This is a genomic window from Otoolea muris (genome assembly GCF_943193115.1).
GTDB classification, from domain to species: domain Bacteria; phylum Bacillota; class Clostridia; order Lachnospirales; family Lachnospiraceae; genus Otoolea; species Otoolea muris.
In genome coordinates this window covers 1-26145 of sequence record NZ_CALPCY010000002.1, presented here as the reverse complement: position 1 = coordinate 26145, position 26145 = coordinate 1, and the positions used below count along the sequence as shown (strand labels likewise).

At 45.2% G+C, this 26145-nt stretch carries 31 protein-coding genes; 12 read left to right on the top strand and 19 right to left on the bottom strand.

Translation table 11 applies throughout. The features are described 5' to 3' along the window. Positions 1-189: 189 nt before the first annotated feature. The 8 genes from NFS31_RS01860 (at position 190) to NFS31_RS01825 (ending at position 4938) form a co-directional block, all read left to right on the top strand. Positions 190-1395 (top strand): RNA-directed DNA polymerase, encoded by a 1206-nt coding sequence (locus tag NFS31_RS01860; RefSeq protein ID WP_160258651.1) that lies wholly within the window; start codon positions 190-192, stop codon positions 1393-1395. After that, entirely contained in the window at positions 1355-1699 is a 345-nt protein-coding gene (locus NFS31_RS01855; protein WP_160258652.1) for a hypothetical protein, read from the top strand. Before NFS31_RS01860 ends, NFS31_RS01855 begins: the two co-directional genes overlap by 41 nt. Before the next feature lie 2 nt (positions 1700-1701). Next, positions 1702-1821: a CD1375 family protein gene (locus NFS31_RS01850; RefSeq protein WP_251491079.1), complete on the top strand. Its 120-nt coding sequence runs from the start codon at positions 1702-1704 to the stop codon at positions 1819-1821. A gap of 47 nt (positions 1822-1868) precedes the next feature. Then, the gene (locus NFS31_RS01845) at positions 1869-2111 is read left to right on the top strand and encodes a hypothetical protein (RefSeq protein ID WP_251491077.1); all 243 of its coding nucleotides are present in this window, start codon (positions 1869-1871) and stop codon (positions 2109-2111) included. Positions 2112-2133: 22 nt separating this feature from the next. Beyond that, on the top strand, positions 2134-2454 hold the full coding sequence (locus NFS31_RS01840) for a serine/threonine protein kinase (protein WP_251491075.1): 321 nt from the start codon (positions 2134-2136) through the stop codon (positions 2452-2454). A gap of 12 nt (positions 2455-2466) precedes the next feature. Continuing rightward, positions 2467-2784 (top strand): hypothetical protein, encoded by a 318-nt coding sequence (locus tag NFS31_RS01835; protein WP_160258654.1) that lies wholly within the window; start codon positions 2467-2469, stop codon positions 2782-2784. 15 nt (positions 2785-2799) lie between these two features. Continuing rightward, positions 2800-4563, top strand: a complete 1764-nt coding sequence (locus NFS31_RS01830) for a glucosaminidase domain-containing protein (protein ID WP_251491072.1) — start codon at positions 2800-2802, stop codon at positions 4561-4563. A gap of 114 nt (positions 4564-4677) precedes the next feature. Then, a complete protein-coding gene (locus tag NFS31_RS01825) occupies positions 4678-4938 on the top strand; it encodes a helix-turn-helix domain-containing protein (protein WP_160258656.1) in 261 nt (86 codons plus the stop codon). Positions 4939-5027: 89 nt separating this feature from the next. On the opposite strand, the gene NFS31_RS01820 is transcribed toward NFS31_RS01825, so the two are convergent. Together NFS31_RS01820 and NFS31_RS01815 are read right to left on the bottom strand one after the other, a co-directional pair. Beyond that, positions 5028-5459, bottom strand: a complete 432-nt coding sequence (locus NFS31_RS01820; RefSeq protein ID WP_160258657.1) for a gamma-glutamylcyclotransferase family protein — start codon at positions 5457-5459, stop codon at positions 5028-5030. A 44-nt stretch (positions 5460-5503) separates the two neighbouring features. Beyond that, the gene (locus tag NFS31_RS01815; protein ID WP_160258658.1) at positions 5504-6421 is read right to left on the bottom strand and encodes an amidoligase family protein; all 918 of its coding nucleotides are present in this window, start codon (positions 6419-6421) and stop codon (positions 5504-5506) included. Between the two features lie 177 nt (positions 6422-6598). Between NFS31_RS01815 and NFS31_RS01810 the strand changes: the two genes are divergently transcribed. Continuing rightward, the gene (locus tag NFS31_RS01810; protein WP_160258659.1) at positions 6599-6811 is read left to right on the top strand and encodes a helix-turn-helix domain-containing protein; all 213 of its coding nucleotides are present in this window, start codon (positions 6599-6601) and stop codon (positions 6809-6811) included. Positions 6812-7077: 266 nt separating this feature from the next. Here the strand turns inward: NFS31_RS01810 and NFS31_RS01805 are convergent, their stop codons facing one another. The 3 genes from NFS31_RS01805 to NFS31_RS01795 form a co-directional block, all read right to left on the bottom strand. Beyond that, positions 7078-7545: a hypothetical protein gene (locus tag NFS31_RS01805; RefSeq protein ID WP_251491070.1), complete on the bottom strand. Its 468-nt coding sequence runs from the start codon at positions 7543-7545 to the stop codon at positions 7078-7080. 290 nt (positions 7546-7835) lie between these two features. Continuing rightward, positions 7836-8264 carry a hypothetical protein gene (locus NFS31_RS01800; protein WP_251491068.1) on the bottom strand — a complete coding sequence of 143 codons (429 nt, stop codon included), beginning with the start codon at positions 8262-8264 and terminating at the stop codon, positions 7836-7838. A gap of 32 nt (positions 8265-8296) precedes the next feature. Then, positions 8297-8845: a helix-turn-helix domain-containing protein gene (locus NFS31_RS01795; RefSeq protein WP_120480612.1), complete on the bottom strand. Its 549-nt coding sequence runs from the start codon at positions 8843-8845 to the stop codon at positions 8297-8299. A gap of 179 nt (positions 8846-9024) precedes the next feature. On the opposite strand from NFS31_RS01795, the gene NFS31_RS01790 reads away from it, so the two are divergent. After that, positions 9025-9219, top strand: coding sequence for a MerR family transcriptional regulator (locus tag NFS31_RS01790; RefSeq protein WP_004080072.1), 195 nt, complete (start codon positions 9025-9027; stop codon positions 9217-9219). Positions 9220-9234: 15 nt separating this feature from the next. Further along, complete coding sequence (locus NFS31_RS01785) at positions 9235-10239, top strand: site-specific integrase (protein WP_251491066.1); 1005 nt, start codon at positions 9235-9237, stop codon at positions 10237-10239. A gap of 6 nt (positions 10240-10245) precedes the next feature. Here NFS31_RS01785 and NFS31_RS01780 read toward each other — a convergent pair whose 3' ends face one another. The 7 genes from NFS31_RS01780 to NFS31_RS01750 form a co-directional block, all read right to left on the bottom strand. Next, positions 10246-11805: a recombinase family protein gene (locus NFS31_RS01780; RefSeq protein WP_251491064.1), complete on the bottom strand. Its 1560-nt coding sequence runs from the start codon at positions 11803-11805 to the stop codon at positions 10246-10248. Continuing rightward, on the bottom strand, positions 11798-13432 hold the full coding sequence (locus NFS31_RS01775; RefSeq protein WP_251491062.1) for a recombinase family protein: 1635 nt from the start codon (positions 13430-13432) through the stop codon (positions 11798-11800). The genes NFS31_RS01780 and NFS31_RS01775 overlap by 8 nt, the downstream gene beginning before the upstream one ends. Further along, positions 13433-15139: a recombinase family protein gene (locus NFS31_RS01770; protein ID WP_251491060.1), complete on the bottom strand. Its 1707-nt coding sequence runs from the start codon at positions 15137-15139 to the stop codon at positions 13433-13435. Positions 15140-15285: 146 nt separating this feature from the next. Beyond that, on the bottom strand, positions 15286-15498 hold the full coding sequence (locus NFS31_RS01765; protein ID WP_251491057.1) for a DUF6870 family protein: 213 nt from the start codon (positions 15496-15498) through the stop codon (positions 15286-15288). A 17-nt stretch (positions 15499-15515) separates the two neighbouring features. Next, on the bottom strand, positions 15516-16361 hold the full coding sequence (locus NFS31_RS01760; RefSeq protein WP_251491054.1) for a DUF6551 family protein: 846 nt from the start codon (positions 16359-16361) through the stop codon (positions 15516-15518). Beyond that, positions 16358-17428 carry a ParB N-terminal domain-containing protein gene (locus tag NFS31_RS01755; protein ID WP_251491051.1) on the bottom strand — a complete coding sequence of 357 codons (1071 nt, stop codon included), beginning with the start codon at positions 17426-17428 and terminating at the stop codon, positions 16358-16360. The genes NFS31_RS01760 and NFS31_RS01755 overlap by 4 nt, the downstream gene beginning before the upstream one ends. Before the next feature lie 733 nt (positions 17429-18161). Next, positions 18162-18479: an HTH domain-containing protein gene (locus NFS31_RS01750; RefSeq protein ID WP_251491048.1), complete on the bottom strand. Its 318-nt coding sequence runs from the start codon at positions 18477-18479 to the stop codon at positions 18162-18164. A gap of 597 nt (positions 18480-19076) precedes the next feature. Between NFS31_RS01750 and NFS31_RS01745 the strand changes: the two genes are divergently transcribed. Then, positions 19077-19442 carry a helix-turn-helix domain-containing protein gene (locus NFS31_RS01745; protein ID WP_251491045.1) on the top strand — a complete coding sequence of 122 codons (366 nt, stop codon included), beginning with the start codon at positions 19077-19079 and terminating at the stop codon, positions 19440-19442. Between the two features lie 189 nt (positions 19443-19631). Here NFS31_RS01745 and NFS31_RS01740 read toward each other — a convergent pair whose 3' ends face one another. From NFS31_RS01740 to NFS31_RS01710, 7 genes are all read right to left on the bottom strand, one after another. Then, a complete protein-coding gene (locus NFS31_RS01740) occupies positions 19632-20642 on the bottom strand; it encodes a hypothetical protein (RefSeq protein WP_251491042.1) in 1011 nt (336 codons plus the stop codon). A gap of 34 nt (positions 20643-20676) precedes the next feature. Next, positions 20677-21786: a hypothetical protein gene (locus NFS31_RS01735; RefSeq protein WP_251491039.1), complete on the bottom strand. Its 1110-nt coding sequence runs from the start codon at positions 21784-21786 to the stop codon at positions 20677-20679. A gap of 47 nt (positions 21787-21833) precedes the next feature. Next, entirely contained in the window at positions 21834-22316 is a 483-nt protein-coding gene (locus NFS31_RS01730; protein WP_251491036.1) for a DUF3879 family protein, read from the bottom strand. Positions 22317-22402: 86 nt separating this feature from the next. Continuing rightward, positions 22403-22888 carry a type 2 periplasmic-binding domain-containing protein gene (locus NFS31_RS01725; protein ID WP_251491033.1) on the bottom strand — a complete coding sequence of 162 codons (486 nt, stop codon included), beginning with the start codon at positions 22886-22888 and terminating at the stop codon, positions 22403-22405. 37 nt (positions 22889-22925) lie between these two features. Next, positions 22926-24365, bottom strand: a complete 1440-nt coding sequence (locus tag NFS31_RS01720) for a hypothetical protein (protein WP_251491030.1) — start codon at positions 24363-24365, stop codon at positions 22926-22928. A gap of 76 nt (positions 24366-24441) precedes the next feature. After that, a complete protein-coding gene (locus NFS31_RS01715; RefSeq protein ID WP_251491027.1) occupies positions 24442-25479 on the bottom strand; it encodes a hypothetical protein in 1038 nt (345 codons plus the stop codon). Positions 25480-25538: 59 nt separating this feature from the next. Beyond that, the coding region (locus NFS31_RS01710) for an IS1634 family transposase (RefSeq protein WP_331482419.1) at positions 25539-26145 on the bottom strand (607 nt) is incomplete at its 5' end.

The window sequence follows — 26145 nt, the reverse complement described above, 5'->3', positions numbered from 1 at the left end:
GTGGAACAACGGCGCCTCATTTCTATCTTAGAATGGAATAATAATACAAATGCCACCGACAATCCTACACCTCTGACGGTTGAAATACCGGTATATCCGCCATTATTGGTTTTGGTGAGTGGAAATTATTCCGATGCAGGTGTTGCAAGTACAATGATATGTAGGAAAGTGACAAGGAGATAGAAGCAAATGTCTTATGCATACGATATTGAGAAAGTTTTAGAAGTACCGTGGGTGAAGAAAAAAAGTTATAGATACCTTTATCAAATAGCCTGCCAGAAGAAGGTGATTATCCGCGCTTTTGAGCGTATGAGAAAGAAAAAGACAACCAGGAAAGAGATTGTAGAAATCGAAAATGATTTTGATAAGTGGGTTGAAAAAATCCAGATAATGCTTATCAATACAAAACCCAAAGGATGGCATGTAGAACATCCGGAACTGGCATTTAAACCTAAAATGCACAAGCCGATAACGATTAGGGAAGCTGGAAAAACCAGAACTATTTATGTTCCGAGTGTGGTGGAGCAATGGGTTCATCATATCATTATTTTAATTTTGGAACCTATTTTACGTGGAAGTGCCTATGCGCATACTTATGCTTCCTTTCCTAAAAGAGGTTCTCACAAAGGGAAAAAGGCCATAAGCAGATGGATTCACAGAGGAAAAGGCATAAGGAATCATGCGGTGTGCGATATTCGTCATTTTTACGATCATGTCAGATATTCGATTGTGCGGAAAAAATTACAAAAAAGGGTTCATGACAATTTTTTTCTGCATTTGATTGATGTATCTATGCGGCAGTTTTTGGTTAGAGGAATTCCGCTGGGATTTTTTCTCAGCCAGTGGCTTGCCAATTTTCTGCTACAGGAGATGGATTATATGGTGAAAAATGTATATGGTATTGCTCATTACACCAGATACATGGATAACCTTACTTTTATGGATGATAACAAAAAGAGACTTCACAGGGCTATTAAAGGGGTTATGTCATGGCTTGGCAAGCACCGTTTAAAATTAAAGGGTGATTGGCAGGTATCCAGATTTGACTATGTAAAAAAGAATGGAAAGAGAACCGGGAGGCGCATATCGGCAATGGGATTTTATTTCTACCGTGACCGTGTAATTATGAGAAAGCATATCATGATTCATCTGGCAGCGGCCGCAAGGCGGATAGGTAAAAAGAAGGAAAATCACCAGGCATTTCCCAAAAAACTATGCAGCAGTTTTATTTCTTTGATGGGGTGGGTATCATGCACTGATACCTACGCATGGTATCTTGTAAATGTCAAACCGTTTGTGAGGGTAAGGCATATTAAAAAAATCATATCAAAGTTGGCAAAGGAGGACAACAGGAATGACAAACTGGCAAGAAGAATTATCTGTGCGACATCCTGAAGCTCTGGAAAGCCTTAATCGAAGGGGCTATATTCAGAGAAAGGATATTCAGCCGTATGAGAAGGAAAATCCGGATGGCACAACGGAAACCGGCTGGAAATGCCAGAGCAGATTTATTTCAGAAGAAGAATATAATTTGCTTCTGGTTCAGGAGGAAATGAATCAAAATACCAATGATAATCTGCTTGTAAGTATGGCGGCCCAGGCTGAAATCTACGAGCGGTTATTGGAACAGGAACAAAATCAGTTGGCAACAATGGCTGCAATAGCAGAAATCTATGAGAAGCAAAATGGAGGTGTTTAATTATGCTGGAATTGTATATCAGACTTGTGAAAAGCGGAATGAGAACGATTGAGAGCGTGCCGGATCAATTTAGGGAGGCGGTCAAGGAAGCACTTGGGCTGGCAAAAGAGGCTGATTCTTAATGATTTCAGGCTCTTTTTGTTTGTAAAAATTATAGGAAGGAGGGCTTATGTTAGAGGATTTGGATGAAGCTGCATTGCTTGAACTGTTAGAACTCTATATGGAAATGGTAGAAAAGCAGGATGAAGTTATCTGCAGACTGGGCAGGCTTGTTTCTCGTCAAGCTACGGACATTCTGCATTACAAAAACATTCTCAACATAGAGAGTGAGGAAGACAGGATTTTAGAGCAGGATAAAAGACTTGCAGAGGAAGCAATGCGAGAATATGAAATGACAAAATTAGAGCCATAAGGCTCTTTTTTTGTGGAAGGAGGTGAGAAATTTGGATTTAACAGCAATTGCCATCGCTATGAGTATTCCCAGTGCAATTACCGGATTCTGTTTCTGGTGTCTGGAAAAACGTATTGACAGAAGAAATAAAGAACTGGATGAAAAGGAAGCTGCCAGGGAAGAAAATGAAATTCTTATGGTAAAAAGCATTGGGGCGGCCATTGCCCTCGGCGAAGCGGCTGCTCTGGCATTGAAAAATGGGCATACAAACGGAGAAACAGAAGCAGCCCTGGAATATGCCCGGAATGTTAAGCATGAACAGAAAGAATTCCTGCAGCGGCAGGCCATCGATCATTTATATTAAGGAGGACGTCTTATGGAAACTTTATTAACTAATATGTCAATGATTCTTCTGGTTGCGGCGGCAATCTGTACGCTGGTATCAATCATCACAGAGTTTACAAAGGAAATCGGAATTCTGAACCGGATTCCCACAGATCTGCAGGTGTTGGTACTCAGCATTATTATCTGTACCATCGTCTTTTTCGCATATATTTCTTATGCAAAAATCAGCTTTGTGTGGTACTACCTGGTTGCCACTATTTTTGCGGCTTTTGTCATTGCAATTATCTGTACAAAAGGCTGGGATTATCTGATCGGTATCTGGAAAAGGTTCTATCGAAAGGAACTGTAAAAGGGAGTCAAAAGTATGGAGAAAAATAAGCAGGAATTTATCGAAATGGTAGGTGCCTGGGCGAAAAAAGATATGGAGGTCAGCGGAGTGCTGGCCTCCATTACTATTGCACAGGCGATACTGGAATCAGGGTGGGGGTCTTCTGAACTGGCGCTTCATGCCAATAATTTTTTTGGTATGAAAACTTCTCTCAGTGGGAACACATGGGAATCTGTATGGGACGGAGAATCAAAATACACTAAACCTTCTCCGGAACAGGACAGCGCCGGGAATGAAACAATGAAGGTATCAGATTTTAGAGCATACCCCACTATCGAAAATAGTATCAGGGATCATTCTCTTTATCTGACAGGCGCAAAGAAGGCAGGTGTATTAAGATTTCAGGGATTAGCCGGGGAAAAGGATTACCGGAAGGCGGCACAGATTATCCGAAATGGAGGATATGCCACAGATATAAAGTATGTCCAGAAGGTATGCAATATCGTAGAAGAATATGGGCTCACAGTGTTTGATAAGGAGGAAAAAGCATTGAAAATTATGGATCGAACAGCAAAAAGAAACCCGTGCTATAAGGCTGGAACAGTCATTACCCCTGGCGGGGGAATGATTCACAGTGTCGGTTGCCCTCAGCCGGATCCGGAAGTGTTTGCTTCTATCTGGAATAGCGAAGGCGCGAAAGTCTGTGTCCATGCTGTTGCCGGTAAAGATGGAAATATACTTCAACTGTTGCCGTTCAATATCAAAGGATGGCATTGCGGAAGCGGAAAGAAAGGGAGCGGCAATAACACGCTGATCAGCCTGGAAATGACGGAGCCGGCAACCATAAAATATACAGGCGGTTCAAACTGGATTGAGCTGGGAGATGGTTCCGGAACGAAGGCTCATGTGCTTTCCACATATCGGCAGGCAGTAGAATTTTTTGCATATATTGCCAAAAAATACGGATTCAATCCTCTGGACAGCAACTGCCTTATGAGCCATCATGAGGGCAATCAGAAAGGGATTGCTTCCAATCATGGTGATGTGGAGCATATCTGGAATAAGTTTGGTCTGTCCATGGATCAGTTCCGCAGGGATGTAAAAAAGACAATGGAAGGCGGTAAAATTGAATTCGGTACCGTGACAGAAACCAATACCGGATCGCAGAAAGTAAATCCTTTGGCTGGTACCGTGGCAGTTTCCTATGCCGGTGATGATGGGCTGAATATCAGAAGGGAGCCAGGGTATGGCGATAATGTGGAGCGTATTGCCAGAAAAGGTGATTTCTTCACGGTAGTGGGAATATCTGCAGATGAACGCTGGTATAAGCTGAGTGACGGTCTGTTTATTACCACCATTCCCGATTATGTTGCATTTAAAGCAACTGAAGCGCAGAAGGTGGAAACAGGAGATGGAAAGTATTTTCGTGTTCGCACGTCCTGGCATGGCGGCGAACAGATCGGAGCTTTCAAAAACAAGGAAAATGCAGTTGAACTTTGCCGCCAGAATGCCGGGTATAAGGTATTTGACGATACCGGAAAAGAAATTTATCCGTGTGTGGAAGAAGCCGGCGCTGAGTTCAAGGTGAGAGTTTCCATAACAGATCTCAGGATTCGCAAGGGACCTGGCACCACATATGATTATCAGAAAAAGAACGGAAAAGCACTTCACACCGGAGAGGGTGTATTTACCATTGTGAAAACCAGCGACGGACAGGGAGCAAGGCTTTGGGGGCTTCTGAAATCCTATGAAAAGGATGAAGACGGCTGGATCTCTATGGATTATACAGAACAGATTTGAGCCGGAGCCGTTCTATCAAAAAATGATATAAAATAACATCATGCGATAGAATCTCTCTTTTTCCAATTTATTTTACCCTTATATGGTAATCTAAAATGGAAGGAGCAAACACGCATGATTAAACTTTTACTTTCAGCACGTCTGGGAGAGAAGCGCCTGACACAAGCTGACCTGGCGCGGATGACTGGCATTCGGCCCAACACAATCAATGAATTGTACCACGAGATTGCCGAAAGGGTGAGTCTTGAACATCTGGATCTGATTTGCGAAGCCCTTGAGTGCAATCTGAATGATTTGATTACCAGAGAGCCGAACAAAGAGTCCAAAATAGTACATACGCGAACAGGCAGCTCTAAGTCAGACGAAAACAGGTAGGTGCTGCAACATCTGCCTGCTAAAGAGGACGTCCCATAAGGGCGTCCTCTCTCATATTAGCATAAGTTCGGGTATTGTGAAAATGGAAATTATTGGGCAGACAAGAAGCACTCTAAGTAGCCAAGATTCAGATTATTATCCAAATATCCTTCCATAATGGTTCTCACATAAGATTTACTGGGTATCCCTGGAACCGCCTGCTGATTCATTATATATGCCATTCCTGTGATGGCTTCTCCATTATCCATAGTGACCTCTATATCTTCTTTGTGATAAAAGGATGGATAACCTTCATATCGATCCAAAGAAAACTCTGATCGGCGGTCAATTTCCCATACCACAACGGGGACATTGGAACCAGCGTCCTTTTTGATGGTTGCATATGCCGGACCACGCATAGAGCGGAAAATCAGAGTCCAGTCCTTTAATATCCCCTTTCCCCATATGGTAGCTGTTGGGCAACGCCAGGACATTTGTTCAATATTTAAGTTACTTCCATAGGCGATATATAATTTTTTCATGATTTTCTCCTTTCCCCCGTCAAGCCGTTAGGTCAGCTGTTTAATTATGCTACTCTGCAAACCATGCCAGCAGATTTCTTTAAAGGTGTCATAAGCCAGAGGCGGCAGGTTTTGAATTCCTCTCCGGAAAGACCCAGGCGGCGGGTAAGTACATTTCTCATAATTGTTACTTTCTGCTGAGGGGTGTATCCTTCCATTGAGCGGAATGTGATTTTTTCAGTGCTTTCAATAGCCCATGCGCTCATGGCAAGGCAGAACTGAATATATGCTTTGATTTTTCCGTCATGCAGAGTGCTGTTAAAAAGGCGGAATTCAACAGTTCCCTTTGTAAAGTAAGAATGAAGATTGACGCCATGATAACGGGTTTCGTTATAGTGCGCGTGATTGATTCCACCGAAATAATTATCGTTTGCGGAGCTGTACCAGATGCGTTCTGCTTCACTTTTTGTCAGCTGGGAGCAGGACTTCATTTCTTTCAAGATGTTTTCATTTAATTTTTTGCACCAGCGGGATCCGCGGCTTCCAATTTCTAAAGCGTCATAAATTAAATCCTGGCGAGAGATCATGAAAGTCACAAGTCTTTTTAGAGAATCTGGAGTATGGTTTGCCCCGTCCACATGAATATGGATACCACAACTGCTATTTGCAAAAGCACCGGCATTACTTAATTCTTTGACGATATTTTGAAGCAATTCAATGTCTTTATAGTTCAAAGGCGGAGTTACAAATTCTACTTTGTGTTCATCACAAGCACGACCTTTTTTAACATCTTCATTGATTGAACTGTCACGCATGATTTTCCATGACCTTCTGGAAGAATCTTTGATAGTCCGTGTATAGTAAGGAGATCCTTTCGGAGCTGAAGGGGTGCTGTTTAAAACCTTCGCAACTACTTCCGCTGCCTTTTCTCTTGTGATACCGGTCATCTCGATTTCTACTCCAAAGCGCTGTTTCTTTAACATGTTTATTTCCTCCTTATAATTAACATATTGATTAAAATGATTAACTTCTTGATGATTCTATTCTATCATATGGGTTTGGGATGTCAATAGTTTTTTGATAAAAATAATTAAAAAGCTGATTATTTTTATTGACATAGTGATTATAAGAAGGTATAATTTGAGAAAAGGAGGGATATTATGATTAAATGTAATCTCTGTACCTATATGGGAAACAATAGAATGAAGATTCAGGATGTTTGCGATAAGACGGGGCTGGCCCGGAATACTGTTGGCAACTTATATAAAGATAATGCCACAAGAGTTGATTATAATACTATGAGCAAATTATGCGAGCTGTTTCAGTGCAGCGTAGGGGATCTGTTTGAATTTATTCCTTCACCTCAAGAATGAAGCCGTGACATTATTGTGACATTAAGCCGCTTCCTAAATAAATGTAATGTATGGAATAGGTGTAATGAAGGGGAGAAAAAAGAGATTTTAACATATGTTATAACAAAAAATCTCCCAAAGGATGTCGAGTTCGAGTAACGGATAAAATCCCGGAAATGCTGATAAAATGGGCATTTCCGGGATTGTTTTTTGCCTGTTGGCTCTAAAATGGCTCTAATTATTTGAGGAATACTGGATTTGGGGCGGGTATCATGATACCTGCTTTTTTAATACAGAGGAATTTCGCCCTCATAGTTGTCGGCTCTTTCCAACAGAGGACCGGTTGCACCCATTGTAAAAGCTATATTACTGCTTCGGATAGACAATAGTTCCATTTCAATCTTTAGATTAAGAAAGTCTAATATCTGCTGATTAAGCTGAATTATACCATTCTCTGAAATATTTACCCAACAGTATGACCGCCCTTTGTATTTGACAAATTCGCCCTCTGCGGTCTGATAATTCAGTAAAGCCGGATTATCAGTAAGAATGTGTCCTAACTTTGATGGTTCTAACAATCCTTTTCTTGTCACACAAAAGCCGCCAGTGACCTTGCTTCCAGTAAAAAGATAGACTTTTCTCTCTGCTGTGGCGTTGTACTCTGTAAGAGCCTGTGTTGGGAGATGGATTGTCAAGTCATCTCGTATCAGCGATTTTCCGAAAATAAATTTACCGCCTTTATTCATCTGTGGCATATATCATCAACTCCTTTTCTTAAAAGTGGAAGTCCACTATACCACAAGAAAATTCAAATGTCACTAAGGCTCTCTAAAGTGTAGCAGATATTGAGATATTTTATATTTGATATGTATTAAAATAGCACATTGCAATGAGTTCTTTTTTGCTGAAAGTTCATATTATTATATGAGTTTACTTCAAAATACATGGTTTCTCCTAAATATCCTGCATTTAATTCTGTTAAACGTCCATTTGCCCAATTATTGGTGCTTCGCTTATCAAACCAATGCAGCCATTCACAGTCAGTTTAATAAATTACGCCAAAATAATATTGACAATCATAATTTAGACTGCGAATATATTCTTTCAATTTTGGCATATCGGTTTTGATGTAGTCAGATGTTGACATGGCATTTCCACCATCATATTTTAATTCTATAATAGCAGCTATATCAGTCATTTTTTCAGACAACCATTTCTTTTCTAACGTCATATCCATTTCAACAATAACTAAATCTGCAAAAAATTTTAGTTCCTTAAAATAAAATTCGGGATAAATATATAGGTGATTTTGTTGAAGCAAAAAATTTAATTCGTTTTGCAAGTGGTGGTATAAACTGCATTGAAGGCTTGCTTCTTTTATTAGAAAGCCATTACCATAATCAGTGCAGATATTACGGAGCCAAATATTTTTTATTACTTTATCAATTTCTTTTCGGATACTCTTTTTTATCATTGTGTGCTCCTTTTGGTGGATATAGCTTTTGTCTATTCATTTTCGGGATATATTTTGACAGAGATACCTCTAACACCTTTTTTCACAATCTTACTGTCATCAAGAATACTTTGCTTAACGGCGTCTAAATCCTTTGAGAGTGCTTCAATCGCCCGTTGGTGTTCTTCCTCTGACGAGAAGCGTTCCGTATCATTCAAAAGGTTCTCCTGCAATTCCCTTGCTTTCATATATACGCCCAACTTATGATTGAGCAGGGAGTTCTGAAAGGATATTTTGATTGTAGCGGGATTGAAACTTCCGTCCTCGTATCTCTCTGCTTCAAAGTTCATATCTAATTGTTCGTCCATTTTCAAAATTAAAGACAATACATCTGACACTGTTTCTATATCAAAATCCATGAAAACATTGATACTGATACCCAAAGCATTTGCAATTTTCAGCAGTTGGTCGGGCTTGGGATTGCGGATGCCATATTCATATTTTTTTATAGTGGCTGAATTGATGCCGGAAAGCTGACCGAGCGTTTCCTGCGATATACCACGCAAATTCCGAAAGTGTTTAATCTTTTCCCCGGTAGTCATGCCAATACCTCCAATTTATGTGATTTTCGTTAGTGCTTAGTTCAATTCTATCACATCAGGACACATTTGTGTATAAAAAATTAAAATAAATACTTGACGTTCACAAAAGTGTACCGTATAATAAGAACATAAAGGTCACATATGTGTACCAAAAATAAAAAAGGAAAGGACAGGACTATATGGAGAATGGAAAGAAAATGTATGTAACGGCAGAGGAAGCGGCTGAAATGCTTGGCGTATCAACGGGTTATGCCTACAAGATTATTCGGGGGCTGAATGAGGAACTGAAAGCAAAGGGCTATCGGACAATCTGCGGCAAAGTCCCGACAAAATACTTTGAAGAAAAATTCTACGGTCTGACCGTAGCCATGTAGGAAAGGAGAGATTTTATGTCAGCGACAAGGGACGGAAAGATGTGGCGTTGCCAGTTCTATTATAAGGACTGGCAGGGCGTAAGCCACAAGAAGAACAAGAGGGGATTTAAGACAAAAGCGGAAGCGGAACAGTGGGAGCGTGACTTCCTGCAACAGCAGCAGAGGAATTTAGACATCAATTTTGAAAACTTCGTACAAATCTATTATGAGGATATGGAACACCGTCTGCGTGAAAACACCATGCGTACAAAGAAATTCATTATTGATTTGAAAATCATTCCGTATTTCAAGAAAAAGAATATGAATGAGATTAAGGCTTCCGACATTCGGGCTTGGCAAAATGCACTGATGAAAAAAGGATATTCGGAAACGTATCTGAAAACAGTCAATAATCAGTTGTCGGCTATTTTCAATTATGCGGTTCGGTACTATGATTTGAAAGACAATCCATGCAGGAAAGCCGGGAGTATCGGAAAGAGCCATGCAGGGGAAAAGGAGTTTTGGACGAAGCAGGAGTTTAAGCAGTTTCTTGTGACTGTGGAGAACAAGCCGGAAACAAAAATGGCGTTTCTGCTCCTTTACTGGACGGGAATGAGGATTGGAGAATTACTTGCTCTTACCTACAATGATATTGACTTAGAGAAGCGCACCATTTCCGTAAACAAGTCTTATCAGCGGATAGAGGGAAGGGATATTATCACACCGCCTAAAACGCCAAAGAGCAAACGTATCATAACGATACCGCCGTTTCTGACAGAAGAATTAAAAGAGTATACTTCGCACTTATACGGAATTATGGCAGACGAAAGAATGTTCCGTTTTACAAAATCCTATATGGAGCATGAGATTATCAGAGGTATCAAGGCTTCGGGAGTGAAAAGAATACGCTTGCACGATATTCGTCACCCGTATGTCAAGCACAAACTAAAAAATTTATCAGATAATCGATCGGGCAGCTTATCCGCAGAGGACAAGCCCGCCCGACCAGTCTTTTATAACTTGATTTTTGGCTTACTTTAACCCATATCAATAAGGTTCATTCCCAGCGACACAGAAATCTTTTATCTTCCATTCAATCTTTATCTGGTTATCTGGAAATACGCTGATCTTCTGGATCAGTTTGTTTGCGAGTGCCTCTGTCAGCCCTTCTGCAACAGTAACATCATCAGCGATGGATTTCAACTGGGATTTTGTATCATTGTCCATCTGCTTCTGGTTGATTTCCGTAGAGAGCGCGGCGTGTGCCTGTTTCAGACGGTTCAGTTCTTTATCGCAGGCTGATTTCTGCTCCAGGTAACTATCCTTATCTATCTCTTTCAGAAGAAAACGCTCATAAAGAAGCCGTTTTTCTGTCTGGCACTTCCGGATCAGGTTCTGGTATTCTGTCTGCCTGGTAAGCTGGATATCCAGACTGCCGGTTCCGGGCAGGCTGTCAAAGTTTAAAATAATTCCTGCCTGTTTTGCCAGGACTTCATAGATCAGGCTTTCTAACTCCTTTTCCACAATCCGCAGGCCATGGCATGGTGATGTGCTGTCAACAGAAGTATAACGGCAGATAAAATAAGGTTTTTTAGCGGGTATGCGCCCCATAGCATGTTCACAGCAGCCGCAGAACACTTTCCCTCGTAAAGGGTATTGCTGGACATTCCTCTTGACACTTTTGAAATGCAGCAGCTTTGCCTGAACCTGATCATATAATGATCTGTCAATAATGGGTGGGTGATGGTCGGGGATCTTGAACCATTCGCTTTCCTTTTTCAACTGAACACACCGCCCGCCGATCTCCCGTACTTTCCGTTTCCCCATAACGTAAGTGCCTGCATACCGTTCGTCACTTAAAATCCGGAGGATCGTCGTTCGCTGCCATATTCCCCGGCATCTGGAAACATCATGATAGTTCTTTCCTTTGGATGCCTTATATTCCCCAGGGGTAATTATTCCTTTTTGAAAGAGTGCTTCAGCTATCTGGTGGGCGTCATGCCCCTCAAGCGCCATCTGGAAGATCAGACGAACGTTCGGGGCAGTTTCCTCGTCGATCTCCATCCTGCCATCGGCTCCTTTCTGGTAGCCATATGGACAGACAACGCTCTGGTATTCCCCTCGCTTCATTTTTACATATTTGGCCGTCCTTGTTTTCACAGACATATCCCGGCTGTAAAACTCGCTGATCAGATATTTGACAGCCATGCCGATGCCGCCTGTATCGCCCTGGTGCTGTGCGCTGTCGAAAGCGTCCTCGACAGAGATAAAGCGCACTCCGAATACTGGAAAGACACGTTCCATAAAGTATCCTACCTCGATCATGTTACGGCCAAAGCGGGAAAAATCTTTCACAAGGATACAATGGATTTCCCCTGCCCGTACCCGGTCGAGCAGCTTCTGGACAGCCGGACGCTCAAAATTTGTCCCGCTGTGTCCGTTGTCAATAAATTCCTCTACCTGTGCGTTGGGGATCCCTTCCATATCGTCCGCATAGCTGTGAAGGAGGCTGAGCTGGCTGTGTATGCTCAGGCTGTCTACCTTTAAGTCCTCAATGGAAAGCCGCACATAAAGGGCGATAACGTAATCCATGGAAGCGTTATTCATGTGCCAGTACCTCCTTCACCTGTTCAAAGCCGCATTTAAAGCGGAAAACAATCTCGACATTCCGCCGATCCCATACCGTCACCTTTTCAATCAGTTCATCCACAAGACGCGCCGTAAGTTCTGTATTGCCGTCGATCACAGCCAGTTTTTTTGCAAGGCTGGAAAACTTATGAAGCTGTTTTTCCAATTCCTTCTGCTGTTCTTCCAGAGCCTGCGCCTTTGCCATATCTGCCGTGATACGGTTTTCGTAATCCTGTTTCAATTCCAGGTATTCCCCACTGGTCAGTATGCCTGTTACAAGGTTTTCATAAAGGCTCCGGAGGAAACTTCGGTTTTGTTCTACTTCCGCAAGAAGGCGTTTCTGCTCCTTTTCTGCTGACGCCTTCCGTTGGGTTATCCTGGGATCCTGCTCCTTCAGACGCAGGTTATCTCCAATAACGTTCTCTGCTTCCTGCATGATGTAGGCAAGAATAATATCAAACAGTTCGGTTTCCTTCAGATACACGCCAGGGCAGAAGTTTTTCGCGATTCTGCTGTTGGAAATACAATGGAAGGCATATTCCCCGTGGCAGCGTTTCCGGTGGAGGTTCTTTCCACAATGTCCGCAGAAGATACGCCCGCGCAGGACATTCTCCGTATAGGGGATATTCGTCTGTGCTTTGCCTTTTTCCGCCGCCTGCCTGCGTAATTCCTGAACCTTTTCAAACAGTTCACGGCTGACCAGCGGCTCATGGGTGTCACGGACAACGATCCATTCCTCCGGGGCGGTGGGAACCTGCTTATGGCCTACAGTCTTTGTTTTTCCCTGCACCATATCGCCAACATAGACTTCATCCGTAAGGATTTTTATGAGTGTCCATGTCTGCCAGTTCCCGCTCCCCATCAAACGGCTGGGTTTGATCAGGCCGCATTTTACCAGGTAAAAGCCGGGGGTGATGATACCCTGCTCATTTAGCCGTGTGGCGATCCGGTTCAGGGATACCCCGTCTGCCGCCCACTGGAAGATATCACGGACAGCCGGTGCGGTTTCCTCATTGACGAGCAGCTTGTGGCAATTATCCGGGTCTTTACGGTAGCCATACGGGGGCCGTGCGCCGACATAATCGCCGGATTTCATGCTCTGGCGAGTCTGCGACCGGACTTTGCGGCTGATGTCGGCGGCGTAAGCCTCGTTTACCATGTTTTTGAACGGCAGTATAATATGCTCCCCGTTGTTCTGGTTTGTTTCACTGTCATACTGGTCATTGACAGCGATAAAGCGTACCTGCCGGGCCGGAAAATATTTTTCAATATAATAGCCGGTGTCTATTGTGCTGCGCCCCAGGCGGGATAAATCCTTAACGATGACACAGTTGATTTTGCCGGCCTCTATATCTGCCAGCATCTTCTGAAAGGCGTCGCGCTCAAATGTCCGCCCGGTTATCCCGTTATCCGTATAGATTCCGGCTGCCTGGATTTCCGGGTGGAGGGCTGTGAAGGACTCCATGATCTTTTTCTGTGTTTCCAGGGAATCGCCGCGTTTTCCGTTATATTCCACCGAAAGACGGATATAGAGGGCGGCGTTCCACATCTTCATGCCGGATTCAGACGGTTTTGGGACAGTTCCTTTTCTGCTTTTCCGTGCCATTTATACGGCCTCCTTTCCTTTGGTGTCCTGTCCGGACAGAGATGCGGAGGTGAAGGATACCCTTTCGGTTCCAACTCCATTATCGTCCTGTCCAGGCATGGGCGCGGCATGGGCGGAGAGCCGGTCCATAATCGCCTGGTATTCCATCTGGTAACGAAATGTGATCTGGAGGTCGTCTTTTTCCAGGACGCGGATGGATTGTATCAGGGCGATCACAGCCCTCCGGTCAATTTTTTCCATGCCGGAGAACCGCTTAAAATGCTGTATCCACCGTAACCGGTCATGGGAACTGCCTTTTACCGCGTCCATTTCCTCCCGGAGTTTGGCGGCGGCTTCCTTCAGACGGCGGATGTCTGCATGGTAACTGTTTTTTAAAGATTTATAATCGTCCTTGTTCAGCAGCCCCGTCACGAAATTCTCATACAGGGTGGACTGGAAGCGTGTCAGGCTGGCAAGCTGCTCCTCATTTTCCATAAGCTGCGCTTTATATTCCGCGATCAGTTCCTGGTTGACCTGTTCCTCGCTGATGTCCCGGAGCAGTTCCTCCAGGGAAACCACATTCCCGATGTGGGCTTTCAGGCTTTCCGTAATGCAGTCGGTCAGATCCTGCTCACGGAGCATGACCGGGTGGGCACAGCCGTTCTTTTTCCCGGTCGGGCAATAGTAATAAAAATACTTGCTGTCCTTATAGGGGACAGTTTTCCGTGTCATACGGGCGCCGCAGGAGCCGCAGATCAGGATGCCGGAGAACAGGTACACTTTCTTGCCGTTGGGCGCGGTGCGCGTGTCAAGCCCCATAATTTTCTGCACAAGGTCATAATCCTGCCTGCGTATGATCGGCTCGTGCGCGTTTTCTGTCCGTATCCATTCTTCGGAGGGCTTTTCAACCAGGTCTTTGACTTTATGGTTATAAGTCGTCTGCCTCCCCTGCACAAGTGTCCCGGTGTAGGTTTCATCCTTTAATATACGGATAATTGTGGTAGCTGACCATTTTGCCTTCTCCTTATCGGCAAAACCGCCGCTGGGGTGGGGAAGGCCCCGGTTCTCCTTATATGCCAGCGGGGAAAGGATGCCGGACTGGTTCAGGCTTTCCGCGATCTTTGCCGCACTGTAGCCGTCTATCTTTTTGCGGAAAATATCCTGCACGACTTTGGCGGCAAAGCTGTCTATGGCCAGCTGATTGTGGTTTTCCTTTGATTTCTGGTAGCCGTATATGGGGCAGGCGCCCACAAAGTCGCCGTTTTTCCGTTTCGTCAGGAGGGCGCTGCGGGTCTTTACGGAAATATCGTGGCAATAGGCGTCGTTTAGAATGGTTTTCAGGGAAATGTTCAGGTCGTCGCCGTTGCTTTCATGGGCGGTGTCTATCCCGTCCGTGATTGCGATAAACCGGACGCCGTAAGCCGGAAAGATCTGGCGGAGATAACGCCCGGTTTCTATGTACTCACGCCCAAGACGGGAAAGGTCTTTCACGATCACGCAGTTGATCTTCCCCTCACGGATGTCCTGCATCATGGCCTGAAACTGGGGGCGGTCAAAAAGGATCCCGCTGTAACCGTCGTCCACATGCTCCGATACCAGTTCAATCTCCGGGTGGCTTTTTAAGAAATCCTCTATCAGCTTCTTCTGATTGGTAATGCTGTCGCTTTCGTTCTCCTTATCCATGGAATAGGAAAGCCGCAGGTATTCCGTTGCTCTGTATTCAGGCATTAAAAAATCACTCCTTTTCTTTTTACGGACTTCCCCCATAAATCAAAGAGTGATTCGGATTTGCCTTATTCAGTTTATTCTTTTTCCAGTTCCGATGATAGCACAATCCTACGGGAAAGTCAACGCTTTAAAGCGTTAAAATAAAATCAAATCAAGATTCGTTTCAGGCAGTCCTCCAATGAGGCTCCGTTTTCCGCAAACTGCACCCGGACGGTAAACCTGCCGCATTTGAAACAGTATGGGTTTTTGATCTGCCGTACAAATTCGGCAATCCGCTCCTCCCTGGTAAGAGTTTTGTCTACGGATACTTCCCTGATGTCAACCAGGGAGGGAGCCTCCATACTTGCATTTTTCTTCATATCCATACCTCCAGTCATTACCCGCGGAAACGGTAGGGGAGTTTCCTGCCGCCACGCTGTCCGTTATACTTTTCCAATATTACACGGGCGAAGCGGAGGGCCGTGTTGCTTGTGGAAAAATCCGCCCGCCCCCTGCGGTTGATCTCGTCCGGGTCGCACTGGGAGAGCCGGGAGATAAAAGCCTTGTCGTTTACCTCCGTATCATAGGTTTTTACAAAGAGCGCCATGCCCGACAGGACAGCGGCGGTCAGGGAACGGGGATCCCCCTGCCAGGTATCCCATAAAAGCTGCAACATGCGGGTAAAGGACGCACCTCCCAACAGGCGGTAAGCGTTCACCAGAGCGCGGGTGGATACGATCTCGCCGGTTTTTCCATGGCTTTTTCCCAGTGCCCATGTAAAACCGCAGTTCTCCACTAACCGCTTAACTTCTGTAATCTCCGGATCCGCGCCGGATTCTGCCAGCACATTTGTGGACTGCGACAGGCTCAGGCGTTTCTTGGCCTTGTCCAGCTTATAGCAAAGGTCGGCTTCCTGCTCATAGGTCAGGCCGTTATAGACCTTGCAGTTTACCATGACGCCCTGGCCCCCGTTCATCTTGCGCATGGCGGAGATGCGGTGTTGGCCGTCCACCACATAAAATTTGCCGTCACGGAAGCTGACCGTGATCGGGTCAAGCAGCCGCTCGTCCCATTCCCGGATCAGCCGCTCGACTTCCTTTGGGTTTACGGGGCGCTGATAAGGCAGGCCGGAAGTCAGCCGGTCTGTGTGGATAGAACGCTCCACGCCCGGATTGCTGTATTCCGGATCCGGCATGGGTTTTGCTGGTTTGACAGGGTTGCGTTTTTTTCTGTAACTGCTCATGTTTTTATTGTCCTTTCTACTTTGTGGAATAATTGTCCGGCAGCGGCGCAGATGGAATCCGTCAGTTCTTTCAGGCGGGAAAGCTGTTCCGGGCTGACAAGGGGGAATACCGTGTCATAATATGGGTCACTGTACCAGCTGATCTCTTTATGGAATTTCCGGACAAATGCCTCATATTCTTCCAGGAAGCTGTCCGGTGTGCCGCTGCAATCCTTGTCCGGGTCTTTCAGTTCCGCTACCACGTCTTTTAAACTGGCGGCAGGGGCTTTCTGAGGAACTGGCAGAGAAAAAGGAAGCGATGTCCCAGGTTCCACCGCCTTTTCTGTCTGTTTTTCCGTTTCGGGCTGTCCTGGCCCCCCGGTTTCCGGGATTTTCTGCCTTTCATGGTCACTCTCCGGCACTGCTTCCCTCGTTCTGGTATATTCATCCACCGTGCGTATCTCTTTTGCGGCAAGGAGCGCTGCGGCTTCTTTCTGCTGCTCCGGCTCCAGATTAGAGAGCTTCATTGCGGCTTTTTTTGATATTTTTGTGTCTGTCCCTTTGATGATCTCTTTGGTTTCCGATGTCAGATTCTTTGCCGTCTGTATCTGCCGCCGGACAGTACGGGGAGCTACACCTAATTTATCAGCTGTATCGTTCACAAATGATTTTGTGGTGGCGGACATTTTGTCCGCCACCACTTCCCGGTACTGGTTTCCCCGGAACTTTCCGCCTTCATAGGTCGCTTTTGTTTCCGGGTGCAGAGTTTCGTATATTTCCTTGCGGCGCAGAAGCATTTCCCCATATTCCACAGGTGACAGGTCATTGCGTATAAAATTCTCGTCAATCTCTGCCAGTTCTGCCGCCAGCCCTTCCAGGCTACTCACAGTGCATTCCACAGCCGTCCATCCCAGTACCTTCACTGCTTCCAGGCGGTGCAGCCCTGCGATCAGAACATTCTCCCTGTCTATGGTAAGGGGATTCAAAAGCCCAAGTCCCTGTATGCTGTTTGCCAGTTCTTTTACATGCCCCATATCAAGGCTGCGCCTCCCTTCCCTTATCTGGATTTTCTTTATGGAAACCTGCATTTAAGCAGCACCCCCTTTATCTTCCTTTTGCTTAATTCCAATTCCAATGCCTGCCGGATGAAACACCATGCACCACAAACCGGTACGCTGCCACTAAGAAAACAGATTTGCCAACGGCTTGTGGCGGCAGGTCTTGCATCCCGCAAGAACCCGGCAAAGCACAGTTTTCTGGCTTTTGCCGGAAGCATCGCAGACGGGAAAGCCGCCCCAGACAGGGCAGAGGGTTGTGCCTCTGCCTGCCGGCGCGGGTTCCCGTAAATTTCCATAGTTTCGTTTTTGTGCCGTATTATCAGGCGACGGGATCGCCTTACTTCTCACCCCCGGCGCGGGAATATTCAAGCCGCTTACGGTTCATAAGCGCCATGATACCGACGGCAGGTGGCGGCAGGTGACTAAGCTGCCCAGGCCGTGCCCACAGTATCCCCCTTTCACCCTGCGGTACGGGAATCTTTTGGTTCTCCGCTTACTGGCGGCTCATGGCGGTTCCGGCGTTACCAGCGCCGGTTACAGGCCCTTTGGGTTCCCGCTCGTGCCTTTGATGTGATCTTGTTGACGGTGCAGGGCAGGGGAGGGCGGAAGATATGCCCTGACCTTGCCCGTTCCCGCAGGCAGTCATCGCGTCCGTGCCTGGGCCGCTTGCTTGACAGCCCCGCGCAGTGGGAGAAACTTGAATACTGGTTATCTATGAACAGGAGGTTGTCCTGTTGTTTTTCAAGGTGCGTCAGATTATTTCTCAGGGAGCAAACTGGCGGAGGATACTGTCCAAAATGGAAAGTTCATCCCCCGTAAGCTGTGCGCTTAATTTTATGAGCAGTGCGGCCTGCCTGGCAGTCAGCTTCCTGCGGTAAGGGTCAAATCCCTCCGCAAGCTTAACGCCGCCGCCATATCGTCCGCGTACTGTTTCAATCGGGTATAAACACATGAGGGCAGCGATATCATGACGGATGGTTTCTCTTGAAACGTGAAATTCAAATGCCAGATTGCGATAAGTTTCGTGCCTTCTTATGCACAGCACTTCCAGGATTGCTTCCCGGCGTTCTGCATAACTCATGTGTTCACCCCCTTTCCGTTGCTCTCTGAAATAAATGATACAGGGTAAAGGACAAGCGCAGCTTGCCCTTTAAGAAAAAAGTTCCGAAAAGTTAATTCCCTGGTCATTGCCGATTGCTCCTTTCATCAATTTTTTGAGGGGAAATTGATGAAGGGCGGCCCGCGGTACGGATGAGCGCCCGGAACATTCGACAAAATTCGACAAATAAAAATGTCAGGATATTTTGCTATCCTGACGTTGCGTTTTTGTATTTGGTATAAGGCTTGATAAAGGTGTTTGTATAGGTTTAATCGTGCCCATTTTCTGGCAGAGAACCCCCATGGGTGGTATATGCTTTTTTTGGTAAGTTACCCGGTTTTACGGATTGTTTATGGGGATAAGAACTGCCAGCCATGATTTCCTCCGACAGCAAATCATAGGCGGCGCACAATTAAGCCCTGCTACGAGAAGCCGTTTTTTTTATCTGACTTCTGTTTCCATAGGGGGCCAAATCATATTTCTATTAAAAACAGGCATAATATTACCTTTTTTAGAGAACCTATAAGGTAATATGAAACCATGAACCGGTAAGATAGAATAGATACGAGGTGACTAATTATGCCGGTTGACAAGATAGAATATTTGGGTGCCTGTATCCGCACCGCAAGAAAACGCTGCAGGCTGACCCAGCAGAAGCTGGCCGACCAGTCGGGGGTATCGGTAAAGACCATCAGGAATATTGAAACAGGAAAGATGAATCCCTCTTATGAGATTCTGTTTCCCATTATCAACCGCCTGGGGCTGTCTGCAAGTGATCTGTTTCATGTATCACCGGACGAGCAGGAAGAAGAAATCCAGCGGTTTATCGGAAAATTCAGATCCTGCAACCGGACAAACCAGCGGATCCTCCTGGGAACTTTGGATTATCTGGCAGAGCAGCTATTGGCCGCGCAAAAGGAATCCAATGTAGAAAACCTGGAGTGAAACAACTTTTTTAAAACAAAAAAAGAATCGGACAGACAAAAAACCATGTCGCCCGATTCTTTTCAAGTTAGGATAAAATGTGTTTTAATCTCTCAGGTTCGGATTCTTTACCGTTTTACATAAATATTTCCATAGGGACACCTAAAGAGATATTTTTTCTTTATCAATTACAGACCATCATGATGCGGATTAGCTGTTCTTCAGCAGCAGTGACCAGCTGTTTTCCATCCGGGTAAAGGAATCACCCGCGCCGGCAAGTACCTGCCCCCGGATAGCCTCGCTGCCGCCTCCATTGGTAGCGTAATTTAACATGGTGTTCTGTATTTTGCTCCAAATATCAGACTGGCCGGAAGGATTCCGTTTCAGCTGCTCAAATAACCCGGATAACTCCTTGCCATATTGCTGTTCTTCCTCTTTGGTATGGTTGACGCTTCCCATGTATTTGGAATAAGCGATCCCATCTGAATTTTGAGCGGCAGCCTTTGCGAAAAGGTCATTGTACTGTCCATTCCCGGCGCTTTCATGGAATTTGCTTACTGCTTTGTCCATCTGCTCCATGGGATTTCTGTATTCGTCTAAGACTTCTGTATTGTGAGCGTAATAATCGTCCACCAGGCCCTCAAATTCCTTCCGCAGCCCTTCGTCCTCAATATATTTTTCTCCAAAATACATAAGCGCCGCCGTGGAGGATTCCAGTTCCATCCTGGCCTCATAGGAGGTGGGGAGGGTATAGCCTTTCCCGTCAACCCCGGAAGGCCCCTGCCCGGTGAGATAGTTGGCATTGCTCAGGCTGTCCATGCCCTTTGTAATGGAGCTTAATATGGATTCCGCCTCACGCACTTCTTCATCGGACATGGAATCAAAGAATCCGCTTTCCTTCAGCTTCTGGCTGAACACAAGGGACTGGCTTCCTGTATTCTGCCAGAAGGCGTCCTCTGATCTGGCAACCCGTTCGTCTTTATAGAAGCGGGTGTACTCTACAAATTCCGGGGCCTTTTTGCTGCTGCCGGTTTTTGCGGATTCTCCATTCAGATAGTTCTTTCCTTCTTCCGAAACGGAAACGGAATCGTAAACCGCCTCTTTTACCCGTTCGGTAGCAGCATCTTTCTGAGCCTCCGTCATTTGATGCGCGTTTTGACGGTTCTGTACCCATTCGGCGTATGCTCCCTGGTATGCTTTTTGACTATCGACTACGATCATAATATCACCTTTCAACTTTCAAATACGATAAATTTTAGTGGAATGTCCAGCTGGCATTTTCGCCGCCGCTTAAATAATAAATATTCAGTGTGCTGTAAAAATCGATCACTTTACCAGTATCTACATCGAATACGAGGATATGCTGATTGCCATTTGCAAAATCATCTTCATCAAGATTTCTTGGTGTCGTTTTCCCATGGGTGTCTACAAATGACATTTCATGGGAACTGCCGGACTGATAGTAAGACTGCATATAACTGAAACCTGTACCCACATCACAGGCAATCAGGATTGCGTTATTGGATGAAGCAGAAGTAGCGCGCCATGTACATGGTGTTTTGATACCTCCAAACTGTACATTATAAACATCATGGGATCTATGCCGATAGCCGCCGCTCCATGTAAGATCTTCATTCCGCTCCCAGCTTAACTGGTCAACTTTGTTCAGATTAAAGGTATATTTTCCGTCATAATACAATCCGCCGTCCAGGGTTACAACAAGAAGGTTAAATTCCCTTTCCGTACAAAGCAAAATGCCGTCCAGATTCTGGCTGGAATTTGTGGCGTTGATCTGGAAGGTGTAAGAATCCCCTACGCTGCTGTCCGATGATAAGATCATAAAGGCATAATCGCCTGCCGGAAACAGCATATAGGTTGGATTGCTACCGGAAGTCTGTGTGCTGGGAACGGTAACTTTCTGCGGTTCTACCGTACCGGTTTCATAATCCACGGTAAACAGCCATGCCACATAGGTTTCATTCGGAGAAGTCAGTTTCAAAGCCACGACTTTATCTTCTGTCAGGGAGAAAAGGTGAACCTCCGAAGTGTTATCCTCTGTCAGACTGCCTGTAACCGTTGCCCTGGGGTCATTTGGTAAAACAGACTCTCTTTTATTCAGCGCATTGAATGTTTCCGGCGCTTCGTTCCCCGTTTCAACTTCCAATTCCGGTATATCCCGGATAAGAGAAGATAAATCTGCCCCTTCTTCTTCCGGCAGCGACAAATCTACCTTATCCATATTTTCAACTGTTACAAACTCGTCCGCTGGAGCCTCCGAAACTTCTTCCGCATATACGGTGGAAGTTCCGGCCAGCATTGTTACCATTAGCATAGAACCTATGATTGCCCTCATCTTTCTTTTCATCAGTCAATTCCTCCGTTTTCATGTACTTTAGCGACAACCGCTAAAAATTACGCATAAGTATCCAAATGGTCATCAGAATCCTCATCCAAAATACTGGTATCAAAAGGCTTTCCATATGTCCAGGTTGGATCATGCTTTAAAATAATGGATTTATACTTTGCGGCTTCCTCCTTAACCACCTGATGCAGTGTCCAGGTGGCGGCAAGCCGCTGTTCACCAGGTAATGTTTTCGTATAATTGTATATCAGATCAGCTCTGTCATTGACATGTTCAGGACTTCCGTCTGTCATTCCATATCGCTTTACAAAATCTTCTTTTACCATACTTCGGACTTGATTTGCCACATCTTCATCAACAGGGATAATTCTCTGCCATTCCGAAGGAGAACGGTTCGTAATGTCCATCCATGGATCTTCATACGGGTTTACATGCCCTGATGATGGCCCAGTGCCATTTGCATTTGCCATTTTCGCATTCCAATTTCTTACATATTGTTTTGCCATCGCTGAGGCTGTCATGGACACATTCATAAAAATACCTCCTGGATATCTCATTGGATATTCACCAAAGCAAAGAGAGTGTCATCAATCTTTGCTTTGGCGAATATAGTCAGTTTTTACCAGCCCCAGCCGCTCTGTGTAGACTGATAATAATATTTTACGTTTGCAGTTGCGGTTGAAACGCCGCCAGTGCTATAGATATATACCTGCCAGGTTCCATAAGCATCAACCCCTGAGAAGTCTAAAGTATAATATCCTGAAGATCTAACATACACTTCTCTGACGGTTCTATCAGGAGCTTTTATTACCAAATAAAATGGTGAACTTCCGCTGGAAACACTGACATATGCTTCTACGCTTGTTATTGTTGAATCTGAGGGGATCGAGCCGGATGATCTCTCAAATATTCTGGACTGGGCACCATTATATGAGTTCATTGTTCCGGTGAGTCCGGAGAAATAATCTGTGGCACGGGCAGAAGCTCCTTCCTGGACAACTTCGACTTCCTGTACCGGAACAGCTTCGGCCGCACTTACAGACGTAACACAGAAGCTGCACATTAACAGACAAGCAGTGAGAAGTGACATGATTTTCTTTTTCATAAGATATTGCCTCCTTAAATATAATTGTTAATTATTACTACGCAAATTGATTCAGTCCGTAATCGCCTGGGCCATTAAAGAACAGACGGGTAATCTCATGGCTGTCTGATTTCATGTTTCCCAGGAAACGGTTAATCGAATTTTTATATTTTTCATACATACTGTCTACTTTTGGGACAGCTGCGTATTTTGGCTGTTCAAAAAAATTATCCCAGTCATATTTTGCGGAATAGCTTCCGGGGCTTCCCGCCCGGTCAGAGAAATTCGTCTCAAACATGGACCGTGCGTGTTTGGCCCCTTTGGTAAAGGCGTCCAGAATATCCCCGGACTGGCGGTACTGGTTCATGGTGTACTCATAAACCGCCGCTACATTTTCCCGGTTTATACTGGTTTTCATTGGAGTGTTAAAGCCTTTGGCCTTTTCTTTAAGCGTTTGCTCCAGCAAATCCACATATTTGTTTTTATAATTCTGGAAGGTATCCTGCAAAAGATTTTGCATATTTCCGCTCAGGTTCCCCTGGTTTGCCAGATAATCGGTTTTCATTCCCTGGACGGCCAGATCCAGTCCCAGGCGTTCCTCATTATCTGACCAGAATGCCCCCTGGTTATCCAGCCTTTCCCTGCACTCCGCCGCATACACACCGGCTGTTTCCAGATCCTCAAGCGTATATCCTGATTCTTCTGCCTGTGCTGACGTGCCACCATACGCCTCCATATCTTCCCGCAGGCGTGCCGCCATATAGCCGTCATCCTGCTGTAACCACTTTGCCGTTGTATCGCCAAGGCCGGCATAGGACGCGCTGGTTTGCAGATGGCCTGTATACTGGGAAACTCTCTGGTCGATACCTCTTGACAGGCTTTCCGCCAACTCCTTTTTGGTTCCGGAGTGTCCGTATTCCTCATAGAAATTACCAACGGAATCACTGTAGGAATCAATGATCGTTTTCTTGGTGCTGTCCATAATCTCATTGAGTTTGGATAACTGCTGTTCCTTTTCGTCACCGGAATAATTTTTTTCAATCCGGTCTTTTAAGACAGCGTAGCGGGAAGAGATGTAGTCAATCCTGGTATTTAAGTACCCGGCATTGTCAAAATTCACATCCATCTTTTTGAAATCGGATTCCACGCCCCGCCAGTCAATCTCGTCGCCAATCCCTTCCTGCTCCAGCTTCAGCCGGTACTGTTCCAGTTCTTCCCCGGAAACTTTTCCTAAAAGGACGTTGCGGGGATCGCCGTTCACCACCAGTTTCCCATCCACGATCTTTAAGGAATCCCGGTATTGCTTCATATACTGGTTCCATAATGCTTCATCCTCCGTATAATGGGATTTTGCCACAATCCCATCTTCCTCTTTCCGGATGACCGCTGACGGATCTGCCTCATATACCGTTTTACAGCCTGCTGACGCCAGAATACTGTTCCGTGCATTGCCTGATGAATAATACGGTAAACTTCCTGAAATTCCTTCAATGCTCATTTCAAAGCCCTCATTTCTTTCTTTTCAATAATGTGGGTGCCCTTTCATGCACCCACATGGATACCGCAAGCGCTGCTTATTCTGGATACAGCACCAGATTATCCAACGTAAATTTACGCCCGCCCTGCTCGGTATAGAAATAGTTAAAAGGACTTAAAAACTCGCAAACCTGGAAGGTATCCAGATCAATAATAATGAAGTTGTGATCCGTATAATCTGCATAGCCCTCTCCAAAGGTTCTTGGAGTTTTCAATCCTGACGGATCAAAATAATTGATCTCATGAGCAACATTACCTTCAACATTAACGTAAAAGCTGGTTGAATACAGCCATGAACCAATCTTTACATCAACGAGAAGCGCATTGGGGGCAGAATAGGCGCTGCTGGAGAATGAGCCTTTGTAAATGCCTTTTGCTGAAAACATCGTCATGCTCATATCTCTTGATGTAAACCCGCCAGTCTGATGCCATGTTTCATGATATTCCCAAGACAGATCACTAAGAATATTGGTTCCATTGCTGCATACCTTGCTGTTGCTGTAGAACAAATCTATTCTGGAAAGATCCGGTTTCACGTTGAGGATATATTTCGCCCCGGCCGAGTTTGACGCATTCCAGTATAACTTATAGTCGCCGCCTGCGTCGCTGCCAGTGATAACGATCGCGTATGTGCCCGCCGGTTTGGTAACATAACCATAACCAGAGTTAGCCATCATTCCGGCTCCTGTAGATAAATCAATATTTCCCTCTGCGCTTACCTCGCATACAATGGCCGCCAGGTCGGAATTAGAAGATTCCAGCTTGAAAAAAGCAAGCTGCTCACCGGGAAGAGTGGTCAAATAAATGTCATATGCTTCGTCTAAATTGCCGTTCACATTGAACACCGGCGCATCCGTGCTTCCTACATCTCTTGTCTGACGTGAAACCTCTACCTCAGAAGGAAGTTCCATGGATTCTATGTTATCAGAAACCTCTCCAAGAATTTCGGATTCCTCACTTTCCACGCCTTCAAGATTAAGAGGCTGAAAGCCTACGTCCTCTGCTTCCGTTGCTTCAACAGCTTCTGAAGCAGGTAATTCCTCCGCATAGCCGGTTGTCACTAATAATGCAGACATCAGGAATGCCGCACAAGCTGTCTTTAAAAACTTTTTCGCTAAATCCTGGATTCTCGGAGTTAACATGACGAGGTTGGTACCTTCACTCCGAGAGCCTCATATATTTTTGCCTGCTTATTGAGAAGTTCTCCAATCCTTAAGGAATGGTTTGCATCTTCAAAGCACTCAATCACATCAAGCTCGTCAAGCAACTGATGCAGAGTGTAGTTTTTATATAAATCTGATTTTTTCATCTTATGGTCAAGATGAGATATCAGAATTAATGCAACAAACTCTGTAAAGATTTTACCATCAAGACCTTTTTCAGATGACACCAGAAGCCTCCGCATATTAAGTCGTTCTTTCAGATTACCAAAGGCTTTCTCTACAACATCTTTCATCCTGTACAGATGCAAGGCTGTAAAGGCATCCATTTTTTCATTGGTAATCAAAGCAAAGTAGCCAAAGTAACGACGCGCCTCTTTGATGGCATCTTCTTTATAATAAACCTGACGTCCCCTCTTGGGGGTTGTCTTTACTTCAAAGAACTGGTCATAGGCCTTTTTATGGCTTTCAACATATTTGCCTTCTGACAGTTCTTTGCAAAGGCTGGCAATTCGTTTATCGAATGCCTGCTCATCGTCAGCACCATTTTCAATGCTGTAATAGTAATGGATGTACATCCGG

Coding starts and splice junctions, on each gene's coding strand:
- NFS31_RS01860 (WP_160258651.1), top strand. CDS start 190: ATGTCTTATGCATACGATATTGAGAAAGTTTTAGAAGTACCGTGGGTG.
- NFS31_RS01855 (WP_160258652.1), top strand. CDS start 1,355: ATGACAAACTGGCAAGAAGAATTATCTGTGCGACATCCTGAAGCTCTG.
- NFS31_RS01850 (WP_251491079.1), top strand. CDS start 1,702: ATGCTGGAATTGTATATCAGACTTGTGAAAAGCGGAATGAGAACGATT.
- NFS31_RS01845 (WP_251491077.1), top strand. CDS start 1,869: ATGTTAGAGGATTTGGATGAAGCTGCATTGCTTGAACTGTTAGAACTC.
- NFS31_RS01835 (WP_160258654.1), top strand. CDS start 2,467: ATGGAAACTTTATTAACTAATATGTCAATGATTCTTCTGGTTGCGGCG.
- NFS31_RS01830 (WP_251491072.1), top strand. CDS start 2,800: ATGGAGAAAAATAAGCAGGAATTTATCGAAATGGTAGGTGCCTGGGCG.
- NFS31_RS01825 (WP_160258656.1), top strand. CDS start 4,678: ATGATTAAACTTTTACTTTCAGCACGTCTGGGAGAGAAGCGCCTGACA.
- NFS31_RS01820 (WP_160258657.1), bottom strand. CDS start 5,459: ATGAAAAAATTATATATCGCCTATGGAAGTAACTTAAATATTGAACAA.
- NFS31_RS01815 (WP_160258658.1), bottom strand. CDS start 6,421: ATGTTAAAGAAACAGCGCTTTGGAGTAGAAATCGAGATGACCGGTATC.
- NFS31_RS01810 (WP_160258659.1), top strand. CDS start 6,599: ATGATTAAATGTAATCTCTGTACCTATATGGGAAACAATAGAATGAAG.
- NFS31_RS01805 (WP_251491070.1), bottom strand. CDS start 7,545: ATGCCACAGATGAATAAAGGCGGTAAATTTATTTTCGGAAAATCGCTG.
- NFS31_RS01800 (WP_251491068.1), bottom strand. CDS start 8,264: ATGATAAAAAAGAGTATCCGAAAAGAAATTGATAAAGTAATAAAAAAT.
- NFS31_RS01795 (WP_120480612.1), bottom strand. CDS start 8,845: ATGACTACCGGGGAAAAGATTAAACACTTTCGGAATTTGCGTGGTATA.
- NFS31_RS01790 (WP_004080072.1), top strand. CDS start 9,025: ATGGAGAATGGAAAGAAAATGTATGTAACGGCAGAGGAAGCGGCTGAA.
- NFS31_RS01785 (WP_251491066.1), top strand. CDS start 9,235: ATGTCAGCGACAAGGGACGGAAAGATGTGGCGTTGCCAGTTCTATTAT.
- NFS31_RS01780 (WP_251491064.1), bottom strand. CDS start 11,805: ATGAATAACGCTTCCATGGATTACGTTATCGCCCTTTATGTGCGGCTT.
- NFS31_RS01775 (WP_251491062.1), bottom strand. CDS start 13,432: ATGGCACGGAAAAGCAGAAAAGGAACTGTCCCAAAACCGTCTGAATCC.
- NFS31_RS01770 (WP_251491060.1), bottom strand. CDS start 15,139: ATGCCTGAATACAGAGCAACGGAATACCTGCGGCTTTCCTATTCCATG.
- NFS31_RS01765 (WP_251491057.1), bottom strand. CDS start 15,498: ATGAAGAAAAATGCAAGTATGGAGGCTCCCTCCCTGGTTGACATCAGG.
- NFS31_RS01760 (WP_251491054.1), bottom strand. CDS start 16,361: ATGAGCAGTTACAGAAAAAAACGCAACCCTGTCAAACCAGCAAAACCC.
- NFS31_RS01755 (WP_251491051.1), bottom strand. CDS start 17,428: ATGCAGGTTTCCATAAAGAAAATCCAGATAAGGGAAGGGAGGCGCAGC.
- NFS31_RS01750 (WP_251491048.1), bottom strand. CDS start 18,479: ATGAGTTATGCAGAACGCCGGGAAGCAATCCTGGAAGTGCTGTGCATA.
- NFS31_RS01745 (WP_251491045.1), top strand. CDS start 19,077: ATGCCGGTTGACAAGATAGAATATTTGGGTGCCTGTATCCGCACCGCA.
- NFS31_RS01740 (WP_251491042.1), bottom strand. CDS start 20,642: ATGATCGTAGTCGATAGTCAAAAAGCATACCAGGGAGCATACGCCGAA.
- NFS31_RS01735 (WP_251491039.1), bottom strand. CDS start 21,786: ATGAAAAGAAAGATGAGGGCAATCATAGGTTCTATGCTAATGGTAACA.
- NFS31_RS01730 (WP_251491036.1), bottom strand. CDS start 22,316: ATGAATGTGTCCATGACAGCCTCAGCGATGGCAAAACAATATGTAAGA.
- NFS31_RS01725 (WP_251491033.1), bottom strand. CDS start 22,888: ATGAAAAAGAAAATCATGTCACTTCTCACTGCTTGTCTGTTAATGTGC.
- NFS31_RS01720 (WP_251491030.1), bottom strand. CDS start 24,365: ATGAGCATTGAAGGAATTTCAGGAAGTTTACCGTATTATTCATCAGGC.
- NFS31_RS01715 (WP_251491027.1), bottom strand. CDS start 25,479: ATGTCTGCATTATTAGTGACAACCGGCTATGCGGAGGAATTACCTGCT.